Genomic DNA, 16,219 nt, shown 5'->3' on the forward strand with positions numbered 1-16,219 from the left:
AGGATAAAAGGCGACACCGAAGCCGCCCGGGGGCCGATGCGCGGCAGGCGCCGCGCGCCCTTACATGCGGAAGTTCTCGCCCAGGTAGACCTTGCGCACCGACTCGTTGGCGATGATGTCCTCAGGCTGCCCGGACGCCAGCACCGCGCCTTCGCTGATGATGTAGGCGTGGTCGCAGATGCCCAGCGTCTCGCGCACGTTGTGGTCGGTGATCAGCACGCCGATATTGCGTGCCTTGAGGAAGCTGACGATGCGCTGGATTTCGCCCACCGCGATCGGGTCGACACCGGCGAAGGGCTCGTCGAGCAGGATGAAGCGCGGCGCGGAGGCCAGCGCGCGGGCGATTTCCACGCGGCGGCGCTCGCCGCCGGACAGCGACAGCGCCGGGTTGTCGCGCAGGTGGGCAATCTGCAGGTCATCCAGCAGGGTGTCCAGCCGGCGCTCGATCTCGGCCTTGCCCAGGGGTTTGCCATCGTTGAGCTGCAGCTCCAGCACCGCGCGGATGTTCTCCTGCACATTGAGCTTGCGGAACACCGAGGCTTCCTGCGGCAGGTAGGACAGGCCCATGCGCGCTCGCTCATGGATGGCCAGGCCGCTGATGTGCTTGTCGTCGAGCACGATATCGCCCTCGTCCAGCGCCACCAGCCCCACGATCATGTAGAACGACGTGGTTTTGCCCGCGCCGTTGGGGCCCAGCAAGCCGACCACCTCGCCGCTCTTCACGTCGAGCGACACGTCCTTGACCACGGTGCGCGAGCCGTAGCGCTTCTTCAGGTGGCGCACGACCAGCGTGCTGCTGTCCTTCAGGGTGGCGGGCTGGGACGGTGCGGTTTGGGTAGCGGTCATGAAGGTGAAGTCAGAATCCGTGGGTCAGGGGTTGACGGGAGCCGTGGCCGGCTTGAGCGGCAGCGGGTTGGCTGCGGCACCGCTGGCGGGTTGCTCCTGGCGCGGCGACAGCACGGCGCGCACGCGGCCCGACGGGCTGCCCGCGGTCGCGTTCTCGGCGCCGCCGCTGGCCGTGTAGAACTCGTTGCGGCTGTCATAGGTGATCACCGCGCCGCGGATCTCGTCGACCAGCTTGGCGCCGGCCAGGCGAGCCATGCGGGCGCGCCCGATCAGCTTGGACAACTCCTGCTTGCCGTCATATTCGATGCGGTCGCCCCAGCCGTCGATGTACTCGTCGACGTTGTCGCGCTTCTGGCGGATATAGGCTTGCTTGCCGCCCTTTGAGGTCGCGACCGCGTACTGGTAGCCCTCGGGATCGGTGCGGACTTCGGCCGCGTCGGATTTGAGCACCATGGTGCCTTTGGTCAGCACCACGTTGCCGGTCAGTACGTAGACCTGCTTGACGTCATCGTAGCTGGCATTGTCGGCCTCCAGGACCAGCGGCTTTTCGCGGTCGGCCTTTTCGGCGCTGGCGGGCGCGGCCAGCGTGAGGCCAAGGACGGCGGCCAGCGTCAGCAAAGCGGCCGTGCTGCGGCGCAGACAGGACGAAGTCGTCGGGAATGGGTTCATGTTGGCGTGATGGCGGTTGACGCGGGCGGCTGGTGCCCGCGGGCGGCTTCAGGGCTACTTCGCGGGACTTGCCGGCGGCGGCCCCGTGATGATGGTGCCGCGTACGTTACCCAGCAATTGTACTTCGCGAGTGACATTGTTGAAGACCAGTCCGTTGGCGGTCATCACCGACGGGCCGCGGGTCAGCTTGACAGCCTTGTCGGTCTTGACGATGTCATCGTTCACCAGCACCTGGAAATACTCCGAGGCGGCCGTCATCTGTGGGTCCTTGGCAGGCTCGGGGCCCTGGGCACGCACGATGAAGGCATTGCCGAACAGGTCGATGACCGAGCCTTCCGCGTTCATCGTGCCGCGATCGGAGTGGCCGGTGACGGGCGGACGGTCGATTTCGTAGGAGCGCATGGCCGGGCGCGTCACTTCGTAGGTCTGGTCGTCCTCGAAGTGGATCATCTTGTCGCCGGTGAAGCGCAGCTTGGTGTTGCCGTCCTCGGCAAGCTCGGTCGCGGAAAAACGGATCATGTAGTAATCCGGTTCATGCTTCTTGCCTACCGTCCCGGTGTCCGCTTCTTTCGGGGAGTTGACCTGCACCAGCCAGAAGGTGCTGCCCGCCACCAGTGCCATCAGCAGCAGGGGCAGGGCTCGCATGGCAAGCCGGCTCAGGGAGGACAGGATTTCCCGCATGGGCATGGGCTGGCCTCAGATGACCTTGGCGCGGGTCAGGTCGTGGATGTGGAGCGCGCCGACCAGGCGCCGCTCCGCGTCGACCACCAGCATCTGGTTGATGCGGTTCGCCTCCATCACCTGCACGGCTTCCACGGCCAGCTGGTCCGGCCCGACGGTATGCGGTGTGCGGTGCATGACCTCGCTGATGGGTACGGTCTTCCAGTCACGCGGGGTTTCGAGCAGGCGGCGCAGGTCGCCATCGGTGAAGACGCCGATCAGGCGGTCGTCCGGGTCCACCACCGCGGTCATTGCCATGCCTTTGCGGGTGATTTCCATCAGGGCCTGTGCCAGCGGCGTGCTCTCGCGCACCTTGGGCACCGCGTTGCCGCTGCGCATGACGTCGCGCACGTGGGTCAGCAGCTTGCGCCCGAGCGCGCCGCCCGGATGCGAGCGGGCAAAGTCTTCCTCGCCGAAGCCGCGGGCATCCAGCACCGCCACCGCGAGCGCGTCGCCCATCGCCAATGCGGCGGTGGTGCTGGCGGTCGGGGCCAGGTTGAGCGGGCAGGCTTCTTTTTCCACCCCGGCATTGAGGTGCGCGTCGGCCAGCTTGGCCAGCGTGGAGGCGGGGTTGCCGGTCACGGAGATGAGCTTGGCGCCGATGCGCTTGACGATCGGGACGATCGAAAGCAACTCGGCGGTCTCTCCGGAATTGGAAAAGGCGATCAGCACGTCGTCGCGCGTGACCATGCCCAGGTCGCCGTGGCTGGCTTCGGCCGGATGCACGAAAAACGCGGGCGTGCCGGTCGAGGCCAGCGTGGCCGCGACCTTGCGGCCGATGTGGCCCGACTTGCCGATGCCGGACACGACCACGCGCCCGCTGCAATTGAGCGTCAGTTGCACGGCCTGCGCAAATCCGTCGTCCAGGCGGCCTGCGAGGGCAGCGACGGCGTCGGCTTCGATCTGGAGGGTTTCGCGAGCGAGCCTAAGTGCTCGATCCGCATTGAAATTAGCTATCATGGCGACGAAGTATACCAACGAATGCGATGGCGCTTGGGCTGTTCCTGGGATCGGGCGGCCGGAGCGGCCATCGCGCTTGCCGTAATCCGCCGGCAGGGCCGCCCGCACCGGGCCGGCCCGGTGCCCGGCGCGGCGTACCCTGACCCTGTCGATGCACTCTCCGCTGGACCTTACCCTTGTCCTGCTGGCCGCCGCCGTGTTTGGCGTGGTCGCGTTTCGCATGTTGCAGTTGCCGCCGATGCTGGGGTACCTGGTCGTGGGCATCCTGATCGGGCCGCACGCGCTCGGCCTGGCCAGCGATACCGCGCAAACCAAATACCTGGCCGAGTTCGGCGTGGTCTTTTTGATGTTCTCGATCGGCCTGGAGTTCAGCCTGGGCAAGCTCAAGGCGATGAAGCGGCAGGTCTTCGGCCTGGGCGGCTCGCAGGTGGTGCTGTCGCTCCTGGCCGTGATTCCGGCGAGCTGGGCGTTCAACTGGCTGTTTCCGCTGTCCTGGCAGGCCTCGGTGGCGTTGGGCGGCGCGCTGGCCATGTCATCCACCGCCATCGTGTCCAAGATGCTGTCGGAGCGGCTGGAGCTGGAGAGCGAGCACGGGCGCAACATCATCAGCATCCTGCTGTTCCAGGACCTGGCCGTGGTGCCGCTGCTGATCGTGATCCCGGCGCTCTCGCGCGATCCGGGCGACCTGATGATGGCGCTGGGCCTGGCCACGGTGAAGATCGTGGTGGCCCTGAGCCTGATCTTTTTCGTCGGCCAGCGTCTCATGAGCCGCTGGTTCCACATCGTGGCGGCGCGCCGCTCGCAAGAACTGTTCATGCTCAACCTGCTGCTGGTCACGCTGGGCATGGCCGCGCTGACCGAGCGGCTCGGCCTGTCGATGGCGCTGGGCGCCTTCATGGCCGGCATGCTGATCTCCGAGACGCCCTATCGCCATCAGGTGGAGGAGGACATCAAGCCCTTCCGCGACGTGCTGCTGGGGCTGTTCTTCGTCACCATCGGCATGCTGCTCAATATCCATGTGGTGCTCGATCACTTGTGGCTGGTGCTGGCGCTGCTGGTGGTGCCCATTGTCTTCAAGCTGGTGCTGATCTCCGGGCTGGCCCGCTTGTTCGGTTCGCGCCAGGGGGTGGCGATCCGTACCGGCCTGGGCCTGGCGCAGGCCGGCGAGTTCGGCTTTGTGCTGCTTAACCAGATCGACGGCCTGAACCTGGTCGACCCGGTGCTGATCCAGGTCATCCTGGCCTCGATGCTGTTGTCGATGCTGGCGGCGCCGTTCCTGATCCAGTACAGCGACGCCATCGTGCTGCGCTTTACCGCCAACGAATGGCTGATGCAGTCGCTCAACATGACGCGCATCGCGGTGCAGAGCCTGCAGACCGAGAAGCACGCCATCATCTGCGGGTTTGGCCGCAGCGGCCAGAACCTGGCGCATATGCTGGAGCGCGAGGGCATCACCTATGTGGCGCTGGACCTCGACCCGGACCGGGTGCGCGAAGCCGCTGGCGCGGGCGACACGGTAGTGTATGGCGATGCGGGCCGGCGCGAGGCGCTGATCGCGGCGGGCCTGCATCGCGCGGCAGCCTTGATCATCACTTACAACAACACGCCCTCGGCGCTGAAGGTGCTGCACCATGTGCAGGAACTGGAGCCGGCGCTGCCCGTGATCGTGCGTACCATGGACGACTCGGAACTCGACATCCTGCAAAAAGCGGGCGCCACCGAGGTGGTGCCGGAAAGCATCGAGGGCAGCCTGATGCTGGCCTCGCACGCGCTGGTGCTGCTGGGCGTGCCGATGCGGCGTGTGGTGCGCGGGGTGCAGGAGGCGCGCGATGCGCGCTACAGCCTGCTGCGCGGCTACTTCCACGGCCGCGACGACGAGGAAGACATGGTGGAGCGAGAGTCCGTGCGGCTGCACTCCATTTCGCTTGGCCCGGAGGCCACGTCGGTGGGGCGGCGCCTGGGCGCGCTCGGGCTGGACCGTATCGGGGTGGAAGTGACGGCGGTGCGCCGGCGTGGCATCCGGGCGTTCGATCCGGAGCCCGATACCGTGCTGGAGCCGGGTGATATCGTGGTCTTGCGCGGCCAGCCAGAGGCGCTGGAAGCGGCCGAGGCGCGCATGCTGGCCGGCTGAGCCTGCGCTACGCGCTCAGTGGCCGCAGTTCGGGTTCATGCCGCCACGCGGCTGCCGGCGTGTGCCTCTTCCGCCCACGATGGCGGCAGGCCCTCTAGCACGGTGCGCGCGTCGAGCGAACCGATCGGGATGCGCGGGTCGGCGGGAATGCGGCCTTCGCCTTGCAGCATCAGGTAACGGAGGCAGCATACGCGCAGGAAGGACGTGAAGTTTGCCGCCTCGCCCCGGTAGGCCACCAGTTCGTCGTGCAGCCGGGTGATGAGCTGGCTCACGCTCATGCTGTCGCGCCTTGCCAGCGTTTCGAGCACTTCCCAGAACAGGCTTTCCAGCCGGATGCTGGTGGCCACGCCATGCAGCCGGAGCGAGCGCGACTGGCCCTGGTACGACTGCGGGGTGGCCCGGATGAAGATTTCACACATAGAAGAACTCCCGTGCTTAACGGCCCGCGATAGCCCTAGGCAGGCTCGCGGGCCGCGTTCGGTAGCCTCTAATGTACGATCCTGGTACCCAGGACGGCAAGGAACTGCGCCAGCCATGCCGGGTGCGCGGGCCAGGCCGGAGCGCTCACCAGGTTGCCATCGGTGTAGGCCTGGTCGACCGGAATGTCGGCATATTTTCCGCCCGCCAGGCGCACTTCGGGCGCGCAGGCCGGATAGGCCGAGCAGGTCCGGCCTTCCAGCACGCCGGCCGCGGCTAGCAGCTGGGCGCCGTGGCACACCGCCGCGATCGGTTTGTTGGTGCTGGCAAAGTGCCGCACGATCTCCAGCACCCGCTCGTTCAGGCGCAGGTATTCGGGGGCGCGCCCGCCCGGGATGACCAGCCCATCGTAGGCCGCCGGATCCACATCGGCAAAGCTCGCGTTCAGCGCGAAGTTGTGGCCGCGCTTTTCGCTATAGGTCTGGTCGCCCTCGAAATCATGGATGGCGGTGGGGCAGCTGGCGCCGGCCGCCTTGTCGGGACACACCGCATGGACCGTATGGCCCACCATCTGGAGCGCCTGGAAAGGCACCATGGTTTCATAGTCTTCGGCGTAGTCGCCGACCAGCATCAAGATCTTTTTCGCCATCGCTGTCTCCTGTATGGTTACGGTTGTCCCGGGGGAGCCGCGCCGCAAAGCGTGCCGTCCGCCCAGGCGTCGCCCATTGTGTTGCCGTTCGCGGCAGCCCGGGTGGTAACCCATTACCGCATCCAGCCTGCCGATTTGGCGGGCTGCCCGAACGAGTCCCCATGCCCAACACCACCATCCAGTCGTCCGCCCTTGGCGACGTTACCCACTACCTGCGCGAACGCATCCGTACCGTGCCTAACTGGCCGCAGCCCGGCGTGATGTTCCGCGACATCACGCCGTTGCTGCAGGATCCCAAGTCCCTGCGCGTGCTGATCGATGTCTTTGTGCACCGCTACATGGACACCAAGCTCGACGTGGTGGCCGGCATCGACGCACGCGGCTTTATCCTGGGCGCCATCGTGGCGTACGAGCTGAACCTGGGCTTCGTGCCAATCCGCAAGAAGGGCAAGCTGCCGTTCGAGACCGTGGCCGAGGAATATGAGCTGGAGTACGGCAGCGCCACGGTGGAGATCCACGCCGATGCCTGCAAGCCGGGTGACCGCGTGCTGCTGGTGGACGACCTGATCGCCACCGGCGGCACCATGATGGCTGGCCGCAAGCTGCTCGAGCGGCTGGGCGCCACTGTGGTGGAAGGCGCCGCCATCGTCGACCTGCCCGAGCTCGGCGGCTCGCGCCACCTGCTGGATAGCGGCCTGCCGCTGTTCACGGTTTGCCGCTTTGACGGGCATTGACGCGCATTGACGGCCGCGCAGTGACAGCTGATCTCCGAGCGGCACGGGCACCGCGCCTGGCGCGCGCGCTGCCGAGGCCGTGGCGGCATCGCCACGCTGCCTTCGGATGCGCAACAAAACACCTCAAATTGTAATAATATGCCAATTGCGGCGCGCCCGGCATTGGCCGCCAGGCTTCGCCCCGCGGCACTTGCTGCGTCTGGCGCGAGCGGCTTGCGCATTGGGCTTGCGGCCATTTTCGCAGCGTGGACATGGCGTTGCCCACACATGCCGGCAGGCGCATAATGCCCCATTGACAACGATACGATGGCCGGGCGAAATCTTGCGATCCGCATTGGAGGCACCGGTCACATAAGGGCATAAGGGCGCAGCATGGGCGTACTACTTCATTTGCTTTCCGGCGTGGCGCTGCTGGTGTGGGGCACCAACATCGTCAAGGTCGGCATCCTGCGCGTGTATGGCGCCAACCTGCGCCACGTGCTCTCGTCCAGCATTTCCAACCGGTTCACGGCCTTCGCCGCCGGCCTCGGCGTGACCGGCCTGGTCCAGAGCAGCAACGCGACCGCCGTCATCGTCAGCTCCTTCGTCGGCCAGGGCCTGATTGCCGTGGCCCCGGCGCTGGCCATCATGCTGGGCGCCAATGTCGGCACCGCGATCATGGTGCAGGTGTTCTCGCTGGACCTGTCCTGGCTGTCGCCGCTGCTGATCTTCGTCGGCGTAATCCTGCATCTGTCCTGGAAGGGCAACAAGCCTGGCCACGTGGGCCGCGTGCTGATCGGCCTGGGGCTGATCACGCTGGCGCTGGAGCTGATCTCCATTGCCACCCGCCCCGTGGTGGAAGCGGCCGGCGTCAAGGTGTTGTTCGGCACGCTCACCGGAGACCCCACGCTGGACATGCTGATTGGCGCCTTCCTGACCATCCTTTGCTATTCCAGCCTGGCGGTGGTGCTGTTCTGCGGGGCGCTGGCCTCGGCCGGGGTGGTGTCTCTGCATGTGGCGATGGCGCTGGTGCTGGGCGCCAACCTGGGCTCGGGCATTTCCGCGCTGCTGACCACCTCGGGCAACAACCAGCCCGGCAAGCGCGTCACGCTGGGCAACCTGCTATCGCGCCTGCTCGGATGCGTGATCGCGCTGCCCTTGCTGGGGCAGGCCGAACACCTGCTTGCGCTGGTCGATGCCGATCCGCAGCGGCTGGTCGTGAATTTCCACCTGCTCTTCAACGTGGCGCTGGCGGCGCTGCTGCTGGGCGCCACCGGTCCGCTGGCGCGCCTGTGCGAGGCGGTGCTGCCCGGTCGCAACACCGGCGACAGCCAGGTCACCCCGCGCCACCTCGATCCCGCCGCGCTGCCCACGCCGGCGCTGGCGCTGTCCAATGCCGCGCGCGAGGTGCTGCGCATCGGCGACCGCATCGAGCAGATGCTGGACAACATGCTGCGCGTGCTGCGCACCAACGATGCCAAGCTCGCCACCGCCACCTGCCGCATCGACGACGAGGTGGACGATCTCTACACCGCGATCAAGCTCTACCTGACCCGGATCAGCCTGGAGGCGCTGGATGAGCGCGACGGCCGGCGCTGGACGGAAATCATCTCGCTCACCATCAACCTCGAGCATGCCGGCGACATCATCGAGCGCATCGTGCAGGACGCGCGCGAAAAGAAGATCGCCCACAACCTGGCCTTCTCGGAAGCCGGCATGCAGGAGATCTCGCAGATGCACGCGCGCGTGGTGGCCAACCTGCGGCTCGGGCTGTCGGTCTTCCTCTCCGGCGACCTGAAAAGCGCGCAGCAACTGATGGCGGAGAAGGCGACCTTCCGCGAGATGGAGCGCGAGTATGCGCGCACGCATCTGCAACGCATCGCCGTGCAGACCGCCGAGAGCATCGAGACCAGCTCGCTGCACCTCGACGTGATCAGCGATCTCAAGCGCCTGAACTCGTTGTTCTGCGCCACCGCCTACCCGGTGCTGGAAGACGCTGGCGTGCTGAACCGCAGCCGCATGAAGGAAGACGATGGCGAGCCCCCAGCCAGGGCGGTGCCGTCCGCGCAGGCGCACTAAGGCGGCACCAAGGCGGCACTGAAGCGGCACTAAGGAGCCAATAAGGAGGGCTACAGCTTGTAGCCGATCTCCCGCAGCAGGTTCCGCCGCGCGGCAATGTCAGCCTCGGTTTCCAGCCCGAGCGGCGAGGCGCCATCCACCACGCCAAGCACCGCGCGCCCCTGCGCGGTCTGCGCTACCACCACCTCGGTCGGGTTTGCCGTGGCGCAATAGATCCGGCATACCTCCGGCACCGCGCGCACGGTCGCGAGCACATTGACCGGATAGAAGCCGTCGCCGAGGAACACCAGGAAGCAGTGGCCGGCGCCGATTGCCAGCGCGTTCTGGCACGCCAGGTCGATCATCGCCTCGTCGGTGCCGGACCAGCGCACAAGGCGCTTGCCCGAGGCCTCGCAGAACGCCAGTCCAAAGCGGATGCCGGGCACCGCGCCGGCCAGCGCCTCGTGGATGTCGTCCACGGTCTTGATGAAGTGGGATTGCCCGAAAATGAAGTTGATCGCCTCGGGCTTGGCGATCGGCACTACGGTGAGTTCCATGGCCGTGCTCCTGCATTGGCCTGTGCCAGCCCGGAAAGGGCTTCAAGCGGCGCGGCCTTCCGCAGTTTATGGTAGGCCGGGCAAGGTCGAATGCAAGGCGCTGCGCGGGCCTACCTTGAGGACGGCGGGCGGCGTCTGCGGCGCGCGCGCTGCAGCATCGCGGCGATGGCCACAAGCACGGCAGCCCCGCCCAGCGTCAGCGCCAGATTGCCGGATACGGCGCCGCTCGCCTTGGCTGGTACCCGGGCAGCGCTGGCGGCGCTGGCCTCCCGGGCGGCTTGCGCGGGCGGGGCGGATGCCGCCGGCGCGGCTGGTTCATCGAGCGCTCGCGCCGCCGGCGCGGCCAGGTCGATCGGCGTGACGGTGGCCTGCGCCGCAGCCGGGCCGGCAACGGCGGCGCTGCCGAGCAGCAGCGCGCATTGCCAGGCGCGCAGGATGAGGCGGGAACGCGTGCGCATGGTGGTCAGCGGCGCTCGAGCAGCGGCGCCAGGTACTTGCCGGTGAAGCTCGCGCGGCTGGCCGCCACCGTTTCCGGCGTGCCCTTGGCGATCACCTGGCCACCGCCCGCACCGCCCTCCGGGCCCATGTCGAGCAGCCAGTCCGCGGTCTTGATCACGTCCAGGTTGTGCTCGATGATGACCACCGTGTTGCCCTGATCGCGCAGCTTGTGGATGACCTTGAGCAGCAGCTCGATATCGTGGAAGTGCAGGCCCGTGGTGGGTTCATCCAGGATGTAGAGCGTGCGGCCGGTGTCGCGCTTGGACAGCTCCAGCGACAGCTTGACGCGCTGCGCCTCGCCGCCCGAGAGCGTGGTGGCGGACTGGCCCAGCCGGATGTAGCCAAGGCCCACGTCCAGCAGCGTCTTGAGCTTGCGTCGCACGACAGGCACCGCCAGGAAGAACTCGTGCGCGTGCTCCACCGTCATGTCGAGCACTTCGTGGATGTTCTTGCCCTTGTAGAGCACCTCCAGCGTTTCGCGGTTGTAGCGCTTGCCATGGCAGACGTCGCAAGGCACGTACACGTCCGGCAGGAAGTGCATCTCGACCTTGATCACGCCATCGCCCTGGCAGGCCTCGCAGCGCCCGCCCTTGACGTTGAACGAGAAGCGGCCCGGATCGTAGCCACGCTCCTTGGCCGAGGGCACGCCCGCGAACAGCTCGCGGATCGGCGTGAACAGGCCGGTGTACGTCGCGGGGTTCGAGCGCGGGGTGCGGCCGATCGGGCTCTGGTCGACGTTGATGACCTTGTCGAAATGCTCCAGCCCGTCGATGCGGTCGTGCGCGGCCGGCTCCGCCGTGGAGCCATACAGGTGGCGCGCCACCGCGTGGTAGAGCGTGTCGTTGATCAGCGTCGACTTGCCCGAGCCCGACACGCCGGTCACGCAGGTAAGCAAGCCCACCGGGATCTCGGCGCTGACGTTGCGCAGGTTGTTGCCGGTGGCGTTGATGATGCGCAGCAGCTTTTCCTCGTCGGGCGCGGCGCGCTCTTTCGGCACCTCGATGCGGCGCGCGCCGGACATGTATTGCCCGGTGAGCGAATTGGCCGACTGCTCGATCTGCTGCGGCGTGCCTTCGGCCACGATCATGCCGCCGTGCACGCCGGCGCCCGGGCCAATGTCGACCACGTAGTCGCAGGCGCGGATCATGTCTTCGTCGTGCTCCACCACCAGCACGGAGTTGCCGATGTCGCGCAGGTGCTTGAGCGTGCCGATCAGGCGGTCGTTGTCGCGCTGGTGCAGGCCGATGGACGGTTCGTCCAGCACGTACATCACGCCCGTCAGGCCGGAGCCGATCTGCGACGCCAGCCGGATGCGCTGTGCCTCGCCGCCCGACAGCGTGTCGGCGCTGCGCTCGAGCGACAGGTAATCCAGCCCCACGTTGTTGAGGAAGTTCAGGCGCGCGCTGATTTCCTTGACGATCTTGTCGGCGATCTCGCGCTTGGCGCCGTGCATGTCCAGCGTGAGGAAATAGGTGAGCGCGTCGCGCAGCGGCCAGCCGTTGATCTCGTAGATGGCGCGTGCCTGGTCGTTCTCGCCCAGCTTGACGTGGCGCGCCTCGGTGCGCAGGCGGGTACCGTGGCAGGCGGGGCAGGCCTGGTTGTTCTGGTACTTGGCGAGCTCCTCGCGCACCGCGATGGAGTCGGTCTCGCGGTAGCGGCGTTCCAGGTTGGGGATGATGCCCTCGAAGGCATGCTCGCGCACCGTGGTGCGGCCACGCTCGTTCATGTAGGTGAACGGGATTTCCACGTCGCCCGAGCCGTGCAGCACGACTTCCTGCACCTCGGCCGGCAGGTCCTCGAAGGCTGTATCGAGCTCGAAGTCGTAGTAGGCCGCCAGGCTTTGCAGCATCTGGAAGTAAAACTGGTTGCGGCGGTCCCAGCCCTTGATGGCGCCCGAGGCCAGCGACAGGTTGGGGAAGGCCACCACCCGCTTGGGGTCGAAGAAGGTGATCTGGCCCAGGCCGTCGCAGCTCGGGCAGGCGCCCATCGGGTTGTTGAACGAGAACAGCCGCGGCTCCAGTTCCTGCAGCGAGTACGAGCAGATCGGACAGGCAAACTTGGAGCTGAATCCGTGTTCCCGGTTGGCGTCGATCTCCAGCGCGATGGCGCGGCCGTCGGCCAGGCGCAGCGCGGTCTCAAACGATTCCGCCAGGCGTTGCTTGATGTCCGGGCGCACCTTGACGCGATCCACCACCACGTCGATGGAATGCTTCTCGGTCTTTTTCAGCTTGGGCAGCGCGTCCACCTCGTAGACCACCGCCGGCGCCTCATGCGTGGTGCCGCCGCCGGAGCGGATGCGAAAGCGCACGAAACCCTGTGCCTGCATGGTGTCGAACAGGTCGGAGTGCTCGCCCTTGCGGTTGGCCACCACCGGCGCCAGGATCATCAGCTTGGTGTCTTCCGGCAGCGCCAGCGCGGCGTCGACCATCTGCGAGACGCTTTGCGCCTGCAGCGCCAGGTTGTGGTCGGGGCAGTAAGGCGTGCCGGCGCGCGCGAACAGCAGCCGCAGGTAGTCGTGGATCTCGGTGACCGTGCCCACGGTTGAGCGCGGGTTGTGGCTGGTTGCCTTCTGTTCGATGGCGATCGCGGGCGATAGTCCCTCGATCAGGTCGACGTCCGGCTTCTCCATCAGCTGCAGGAACTGGCGCGCGTAGGCCGACAGCGACTCCACGTAGCGGCGCTGGCCCTCCGCGTACAGGGTGTCGAAGGCGAGCGAGGACTTGCCCGATCCGGACAGCCCGGTAATCACGATCAGCTTGTTGCGCGGCAGATCGAGATTGATGTTCTTCAGGTTGTGGGTACGGGCACCACGGATTCTAATTTCTTCCATATACCGATTGTCTTCGCCAGGCGGGGCCGCCGGTCGGGACGACAGGCCGGGTCTCACGGAATTTCAAGAAAAAAGCATGCCAGCATGGCTGCAGCCGGCGTCAGGCCAGCCTCAGGCCGGGCTTTGCCAGCCCGCGCCGGGGCTTGCGGTGTCCGGTCCGGACCCGAAAGCGCAGCGGAGCAAACCTGTTAATATACCGAACTTCGGTTTCCGGGGGTTGCTTGGGCCATTAGACTGCGCCCTGCAGCAACGGTGGCAGAAGCGCCGCAACTTCCGCTCCGGCCATGGATCGAAGTTGTCGCCGCCCCGTCAGCATTGGGGTGATGCGGTGCGTGCGCGGTGCACGACCCGGCAATCCGTCATAGAAATTCCCCACGATCGCAATGTCGTCGATCCATAGCTCCTCCCAAGACGCGGCCAAGGCCGACGTTTCCAAGGTTCAGCCCGCTGCCGGGCGCGACCGCATGACCGGCATGGAAGTGCGGGCCAGCATTTCGCTCGCCAGTATTTTTGCCCTGCGCATGCTGGGCTTGTTCCTGATCCTGCCTGTGTTCGCCGAATATGCGCATGGCCTGCCCGACGGGCACGACGCCCAGCGCGTGGGCCTGGCCATGGGCATCTACGGCCTGATGCAAGCCTTCCTGCACATTCCTCTCGGCTGGCTGTCCGACCGCGTCGGCCGCAAGCCGGTGATGGTGGCGGGCCTGCTGCTGTTTGTCGCCGGCGGGCTGGTGGCGGCCAACTCCGACACGTTGTCCGGCATCATCATCGGCCGCTCGCTGCAAGGCATGGGCGCGATCTCCGCGGCCATCACCGCCTGCATCGCCGACCTGACCCGCGAGCAGCATCGCACCAAGGCCATGGCCATGGTGGGCGGAAGCATCGGCCTGACCTTCGCGCTGTCGCTGGTGATTGCCTCGCCGCTGCTGCACAGCATCGGCATGCCCGGGATCTTCACGCTGATGTCGGTGCTGGGCGTGGTCGCCATCCTGGTGACCCTGTTCCTGGTGCCCACGCCGCCGCCGCCGCATCCCGTGCGGCTGCCGTTTCGCAGCGTGCTGCTCAACCCCGACCTGATCCGCCTGAACGTGGGCGTGCTGGCACTGCACGCGTCGCAGGTGGCCATGTTCATGGTGGTGCCGGCCATGCTCAGCGATACCGGCATGCCGCTGGACCAGCACTGGAAGGTCTACCTGCCGGTGGTGCTGGTGTCCTTCGTGCTGATGCTCGGGCCGATGATGGCCGCCGAGCGCTATGGCAAGGTACGCCCCGTGCTGCTCGGCGCGGTCGGCCTGATGACCGCGGTGCAGCTGCTGTTTGCCGCTGTGCACGGCCTGTGGGGCATCGTGGGCGTGCTGCTGCTGTTCTTCGTGGCCTTCAACGTGCTGGAAGCCATGCAGCCCTCGCTGGTGTCGCGCTACGCCGCCGCCGCGCGCGGGGCGGCGCTTGGCGTCTACAACACGACGCAGGCGATGGGCCTGTTCCTGGGCGGTGCCGTGGGTGGCTGGCTGCTCAAGCACGAAGGCCGCAGCGCGGTCTTCATCGGCTGCGCCGTGGTGCTCCTCCTCTGGCTTATAATCGCCTGGAACATGAAGTCGCCGCCGGCCCGGAAAAGCAGTGCCCAGGCCGTCGCTGCCTGAAGTTGGCAGCCCGCGGTCATTGGTCCGCAAGGGCTGCCCGCATCACTTCGTATAGCTTTTTGCCGTAATTAGGCACTAGCATGACCGCGCGCCCGACTTCTTGGCCGGGGGCGCGTTATTCGTTTACGCATCAGTCAACAGTCAAGGCATCGCCACGCCGCTTGCAGCAGAGGGCGTGGCCCTGGGAGAACATTCACATGGCATCGATCAACAAAGTCATCCTCGTCGGCAACCTGGGCGCGGATCCGGAAACCCGCTACCTGCCCAGCGGCGACGCCGTGAGCAACATCCGCCTGGCGACCACCGATCGTTACAAGGACAAGACCAGCGGCGAGATGAAGGAAGCCACCGAGTGGCACCGCATCGCCTTCTTCGGCAAGCTGGCGGAGATCGCCGGCCAGTACCTGCGCAAGGGCTCGCAGGTCTACATCGAAGGGCGCATCCGCACCCGCAAGTGGACCGACCAGTCCGGCGCGGAAAAGTACAGCACCGAAATCGTGGCTGAGCAAATGCAGATGCTGGGCTCGCGCCAGGGCATGGGCGGCGGCGGTGGCGGTGGCGGTGGCGACGACATGGGCGGTGGCGGCGGTGGCTACGGTGGTGGCCGCGAATCGTCGGGCGGCGGCGGTGGTGGTTACGGCGGCGGTGCGCGCAGCGGTGGCGGCCAGGCTGCCGGTGGCCAGCAAGGTGCTGGCGGCGCGCGTCGCCAGCAGCAGGCTCCGTCGAATGGCTTTGAAGACATGGACGACGATATTCCGTTCTGAGGTTTCGTAGCCAAAAGGTGTAAAGATCAGCCCCGCCAAAAGCGGGGCTTTTTCGTTGTAATCAATGCCTTGGTAGGCATTGAGCGGCGCAAACTCTGCTGTGGATGATTCGCCGCTTCGGGAAATGCTCTGTTCGTTGGCTTATGGATCGGGGTGTGAGGGCCCGTTGGCCCCGTGCAAATCGCAAGCCCTATGTCTTCGTCAATCGGTTTGGCGACGCCATGGAGGGCCGTGGCTATCGATAGATTATCGAGACAAGTTACCAGCTTAGGCGCCGACAAGAGAAACCAATCGGCAAAGGAAGGTCGTATCCGCGCGCAGGGCGGAGCCTATATCAAAGACCGGAGTACCGGTGCATTGGCCCCTGTCCAAGAGATATCAAAAGTTGAGAGGATCGAATGATGGAAGTTGATTATGAAATCTGGAACATAGATGAACTGCTGAACGCATATGTAGACACCCCGGATATAGCGGAGAGCGTCAAAGTTGGTATGGAGCAACTATTTCTGTTTCTAGAAAATAACGGATTGTTGACCTGCTCTGTGAGCGATGGGCATGGACTGGTCGTCAAGCGAGTGCTCAGGAAGAACGACTTGACCGCCGAAGGAAAGCGTCTTGGCAGCGGGCCTAAGAATGCAGTACATCGCTGGCTTGGTTCCAAAGGAGGGCAAAAGAATCCACCGGACATGAGGATGCTGGAGAAGGCGTTGGCAGAAATTCGGGCAGAAGAGGGATGACTAGCCATGTTTGATGGAATCGTTGCCGTC

15 protein-coding genes are annotated in these 16,219 nt (G+C 66.1%); 6 read left to right on the top strand and 9 right to left on the bottom strand.

Annotated features, from left to right (window positions below; all coding sequences use genetic code 11):
• Positions 1 to 60: 60 nt before the first annotated feature.
• Genes lptB through ACX12D_RS02295 form a run of 4 tightly spaced genes read right to left on the bottom strand, consistent with a single transcriptional unit; the run spans position 61 to position 3,195 of the window.
• On the bottom strand, positions 61 to 846 hold the full coding sequence (gene lptB / locus ACX12D_RS02280) for an LPS export ABC transporter ATP-binding protein (RefSeq protein WP_150991814.1): 786 nt from the start codon (positions 844 to 846) through the stop codon (positions 61 to 63).
• Positions 847 to 870: 24 nt separating this feature from the next.
• Positions 871 to 1,515 (bottom strand): lipopolysaccharide transport periplasmic protein LptA, encoded by a 645-nt coding sequence (lptA, locus tag ACX12D_RS02285; RefSeq protein WP_174425621.1) that lies wholly within the window; start codon positions 1,513 to 1,515, stop codon positions 871 to 873.
• 54 nt (positions 1,516 to 1,569) lie between these two features.
• On the bottom strand, positions 1,570 to 2,196 hold the full coding sequence (gene lptC / locus ACX12D_RS02290) for an LPS export ABC transporter periplasmic protein LptC (protein ID WP_441632407.1): 627 nt from the start codon (positions 2,194 to 2,196) through the stop codon (positions 1,570 to 1,572).
• Between the two features lie 15 nt (positions 2,197 to 2,211).
• Positions 2,212 to 3,195 carry a KpsF/GutQ family sugar-phosphate isomerase gene (locus tag ACX12D_RS02295; RefSeq protein WP_150991810.1) on the bottom strand — a complete coding sequence of 328 codons (984 nt, stop codon included), beginning with the start codon at positions 3,193 to 3,195 and terminating at the stop codon, positions 2,212 to 2,214.
• Between the two features lie 151 nt (positions 3,196 to 3,346).
• On the opposite strand from ACX12D_RS02295, the gene ACX12D_RS02300 reads away from it, so the two are divergent.
• Positions 3,347 to 5,326 (top strand): monovalent cation:proton antiporter-2 (CPA2) family protein, encoded by a 1,980-nt coding sequence (locus ACX12D_RS02300; RefSeq protein WP_416047538.1) that lies wholly within the window; start codon positions 3,347 to 3,349, stop codon positions 5,324 to 5,326.
• Between the two features lie 35 nt (positions 5,327 to 5,361).
• Here the strand turns inward: ACX12D_RS02300 and ACX12D_RS02305 are convergent, their stop codons facing one another.
• Together ACX12D_RS02305 and ACX12D_RS02310 are read right to left on the bottom strand one after the other, a co-directional pair.
• Entirely contained in the window at positions 5,362 to 5,745 is a 384-nt protein-coding gene (locus tag ACX12D_RS02305) for a ribbon-helix-helix domain-containing protein (protein ID WP_459372770.1), read from the bottom strand.
• A 68-nt stretch (positions 5,746 to 5,813) separates the two neighbouring features.
• Positions 5,814 to 6,392 (bottom strand): DJ-1/PfpI family protein, encoded by a 579-nt coding sequence (locus tag ACX12D_RS02310; RefSeq protein WP_006159426.1) that lies wholly within the window; start codon positions 6,390 to 6,392, stop codon positions 5,814 to 5,816.
• Between the two features lie 161 nt (positions 6,393 to 6,553).
• Between ACX12D_RS02310 and ACX12D_RS02315 the strand changes: the two genes are divergently transcribed.
• Positions 6,554 to 7,126, top strand: a complete 573-nt coding sequence (locus tag ACX12D_RS02315; protein ID WP_459372771.1) for an adenine phosphoribosyltransferase — start codon at positions 6,554 to 6,556, stop codon at positions 7,124 to 7,126.
• Positions 7,127 to 7,498: 372 nt separating this feature from the next.
• Entirely contained in the window at positions 7,499 to 9,184 is a 1,686-nt protein-coding gene (locus ACX12D_RS02320) for a Na/Pi cotransporter family protein (RefSeq protein WP_459372772.1), read from the top strand.
• Between the two features lie 50 nt (positions 9,185 to 9,234).
• Here the strand turns inward: ACX12D_RS02320 and ACX12D_RS02325 are convergent, their stop codons facing one another.
• From ACX12D_RS02325 to uvrA, 3 genes are all read right to left on the bottom strand, one after another.
• A complete protein-coding gene (locus ACX12D_RS02325; RefSeq protein ID WP_459372773.1) occupies positions 9,235 to 9,720 on the bottom strand; it encodes an adenosine-specific kinase in 486 nt (161 codons plus the stop codon).
• Between the two features lie 110 nt (positions 9,721 to 9,830).
• A complete protein-coding gene (locus ACX12D_RS02330; protein ID WP_459372774.1) occupies positions 9,831 to 10,178 on the bottom strand; it encodes a hypothetical protein in 348 nt (115 codons plus the stop codon).
• A gap of 5 nt (positions 10,179 to 10,183) precedes the next feature.
• The gene (gene uvrA, locus ACX12D_RS02335) at positions 10,184 to 13,048 is read right to left on the bottom strand and encodes an excinuclease ABC subunit UvrA (protein WP_459372775.1); all 2,865 of its coding nucleotides are present in this window, start codon (positions 13,046 to 13,048) and stop codon (positions 10,184 to 10,186) included.
• Between the two features lie 383 nt (positions 13,049 to 13,431).
• Between uvrA and ACX12D_RS02340 the strand changes: the two genes are divergently transcribed.
• From ACX12D_RS02340 to ACX12D_RS02350, 3 genes are all read left to right on the top strand, one after another.
• Positions 13,432 to 14,688 (top strand): MFS transporter, encoded by a 1,257-nt coding sequence (locus ACX12D_RS02340; protein ID WP_459372776.1) that lies wholly within the window; start codon positions 13,432 to 13,434, stop codon positions 14,686 to 14,688.
• A 197-nt stretch (positions 14,689 to 14,885) separates the two neighbouring features.
• The gene (gene ssb, locus ACX12D_RS02345) at positions 14,886 to 15,452 is read left to right on the top strand and encodes a single-stranded DNA-binding protein (protein ID WP_459372777.1); all 567 of its coding nucleotides are present in this window, start codon (positions 14,886 to 14,888) and stop codon (positions 15,450 to 15,452) included.
• A 398-nt stretch (positions 15,453 to 15,850) separates the two neighbouring features.
• Positions 15,851 to 16,189, top strand: a complete 339-nt coding sequence (locus tag ACX12D_RS02350; protein ID WP_459372778.1) for a hypothetical protein — start codon at positions 15,851 to 15,853, stop codon at positions 16,187 to 16,189.
• The last annotated feature ends 30 nt before the right edge of the window (positions 16,190 to 16,219 follow it).

Source organism: Cupriavidus sp. PET2-C1, assembly GCF_054515855.1.

What these genes read in the sequence shown, in the direction of transcription:
- lptB (WP_150991814.1), bottom strand. Translation starts at nt 846, where the DNA reads ATGACCGCTACCCAAACCGCACCGTCCCAGCCCGCCACCCTGAAGGAC.
- lptA (WP_174425621.1), bottom strand. Translation starts at nt 1,515, where the DNA reads ATGAACCCATTCCCGACGACTTCGTCCTGTCTGCGCCGCAGCACGGCC.
- lptC (WP_441632407.1), bottom strand. Translation starts at nt 2,196, where the DNA reads ATGCGGGAAATCCTGTCCTCCCTGAGCCGGCTTGCCATGCGAGCCCTG.
- ACX12D_RS02295 (WP_150991810.1), bottom strand. Translation starts at nt 3,195, where the DNA reads ATGATAGCTAATTTCAATGCGGATCGAGCACTTAGGCTCGCTCGCGAA.
- ACX12D_RS02300 (WP_416047538.1), top strand. Translation starts at nt 3,347, where the DNA reads ATGCACTCTCCGCTGGACCTTACCCTTGTCCTGCTGGCCGCCGCCGTG.
- ACX12D_RS02305 (WP_459372770.1), bottom strand. Translation starts at nt 5,745, where the DNA reads ATGTGTGAAATCTTCATCCGGGCCACCCCGCAGTCGTACCAGGGCCAG.
- ACX12D_RS02310 (WP_006159426.1), bottom strand. Translation starts at nt 6,392, where the DNA reads ATGGCGAAAAAGATCTTGATGCTGGTCGGCGACTACGCCGAAGACTAT.
- ACX12D_RS02315 (WP_459372771.1), top strand. Translation starts at nt 6,554, where the DNA reads ATGCCCAACACCACCATCCAGTCGTCCGCCCTTGGCGACGTTACCCAC.
- ACX12D_RS02320 (WP_459372772.1), top strand. Translation starts at nt 7,499, where the DNA reads ATGGGCGTACTACTTCATTTGCTTTCCGGCGTGGCGCTGCTGGTGTGG.
- ACX12D_RS02325 (WP_459372773.1), bottom strand. Translation starts at nt 9,720, where the DNA reads ATGGAACTCACCGTAGTGCCGATCGCCAAGCCCGAGGCGATCAACTTC.
- ACX12D_RS02330 (WP_459372774.1), bottom strand. Translation starts at nt 10,178, where the DNA reads ATGCGCACGCGTTCCCGCCTCATCCTGCGCGCCTGGCAATGCGCGCTG.
- uvrA (WP_459372775.1), bottom strand. Translation starts at nt 13,048, where the DNA reads ATGGAAGAAATTAGAATCCGTGGTGCCCGTACCCACAACCTGAAGAAC.
- ACX12D_RS02340 (WP_459372776.1), top strand. Translation starts at nt 13,432, where the DNA reads ATGTCGTCGATCCATAGCTCCTCCCAAGACGCGGCCAAGGCCGACGTT.
- ssb (WP_459372777.1), top strand. Translation starts at nt 14,886, where the DNA reads ATGGCATCGATCAACAAAGTCATCCTCGTCGGCAACCTGGGCGCGGAT.
- ACX12D_RS02350 (WP_459372778.1), top strand. Translation starts at nt 15,851, where the DNA reads ATGATGGAAGTTGATTATGAAATCTGGAACATAGATGAACTGCTGAAC.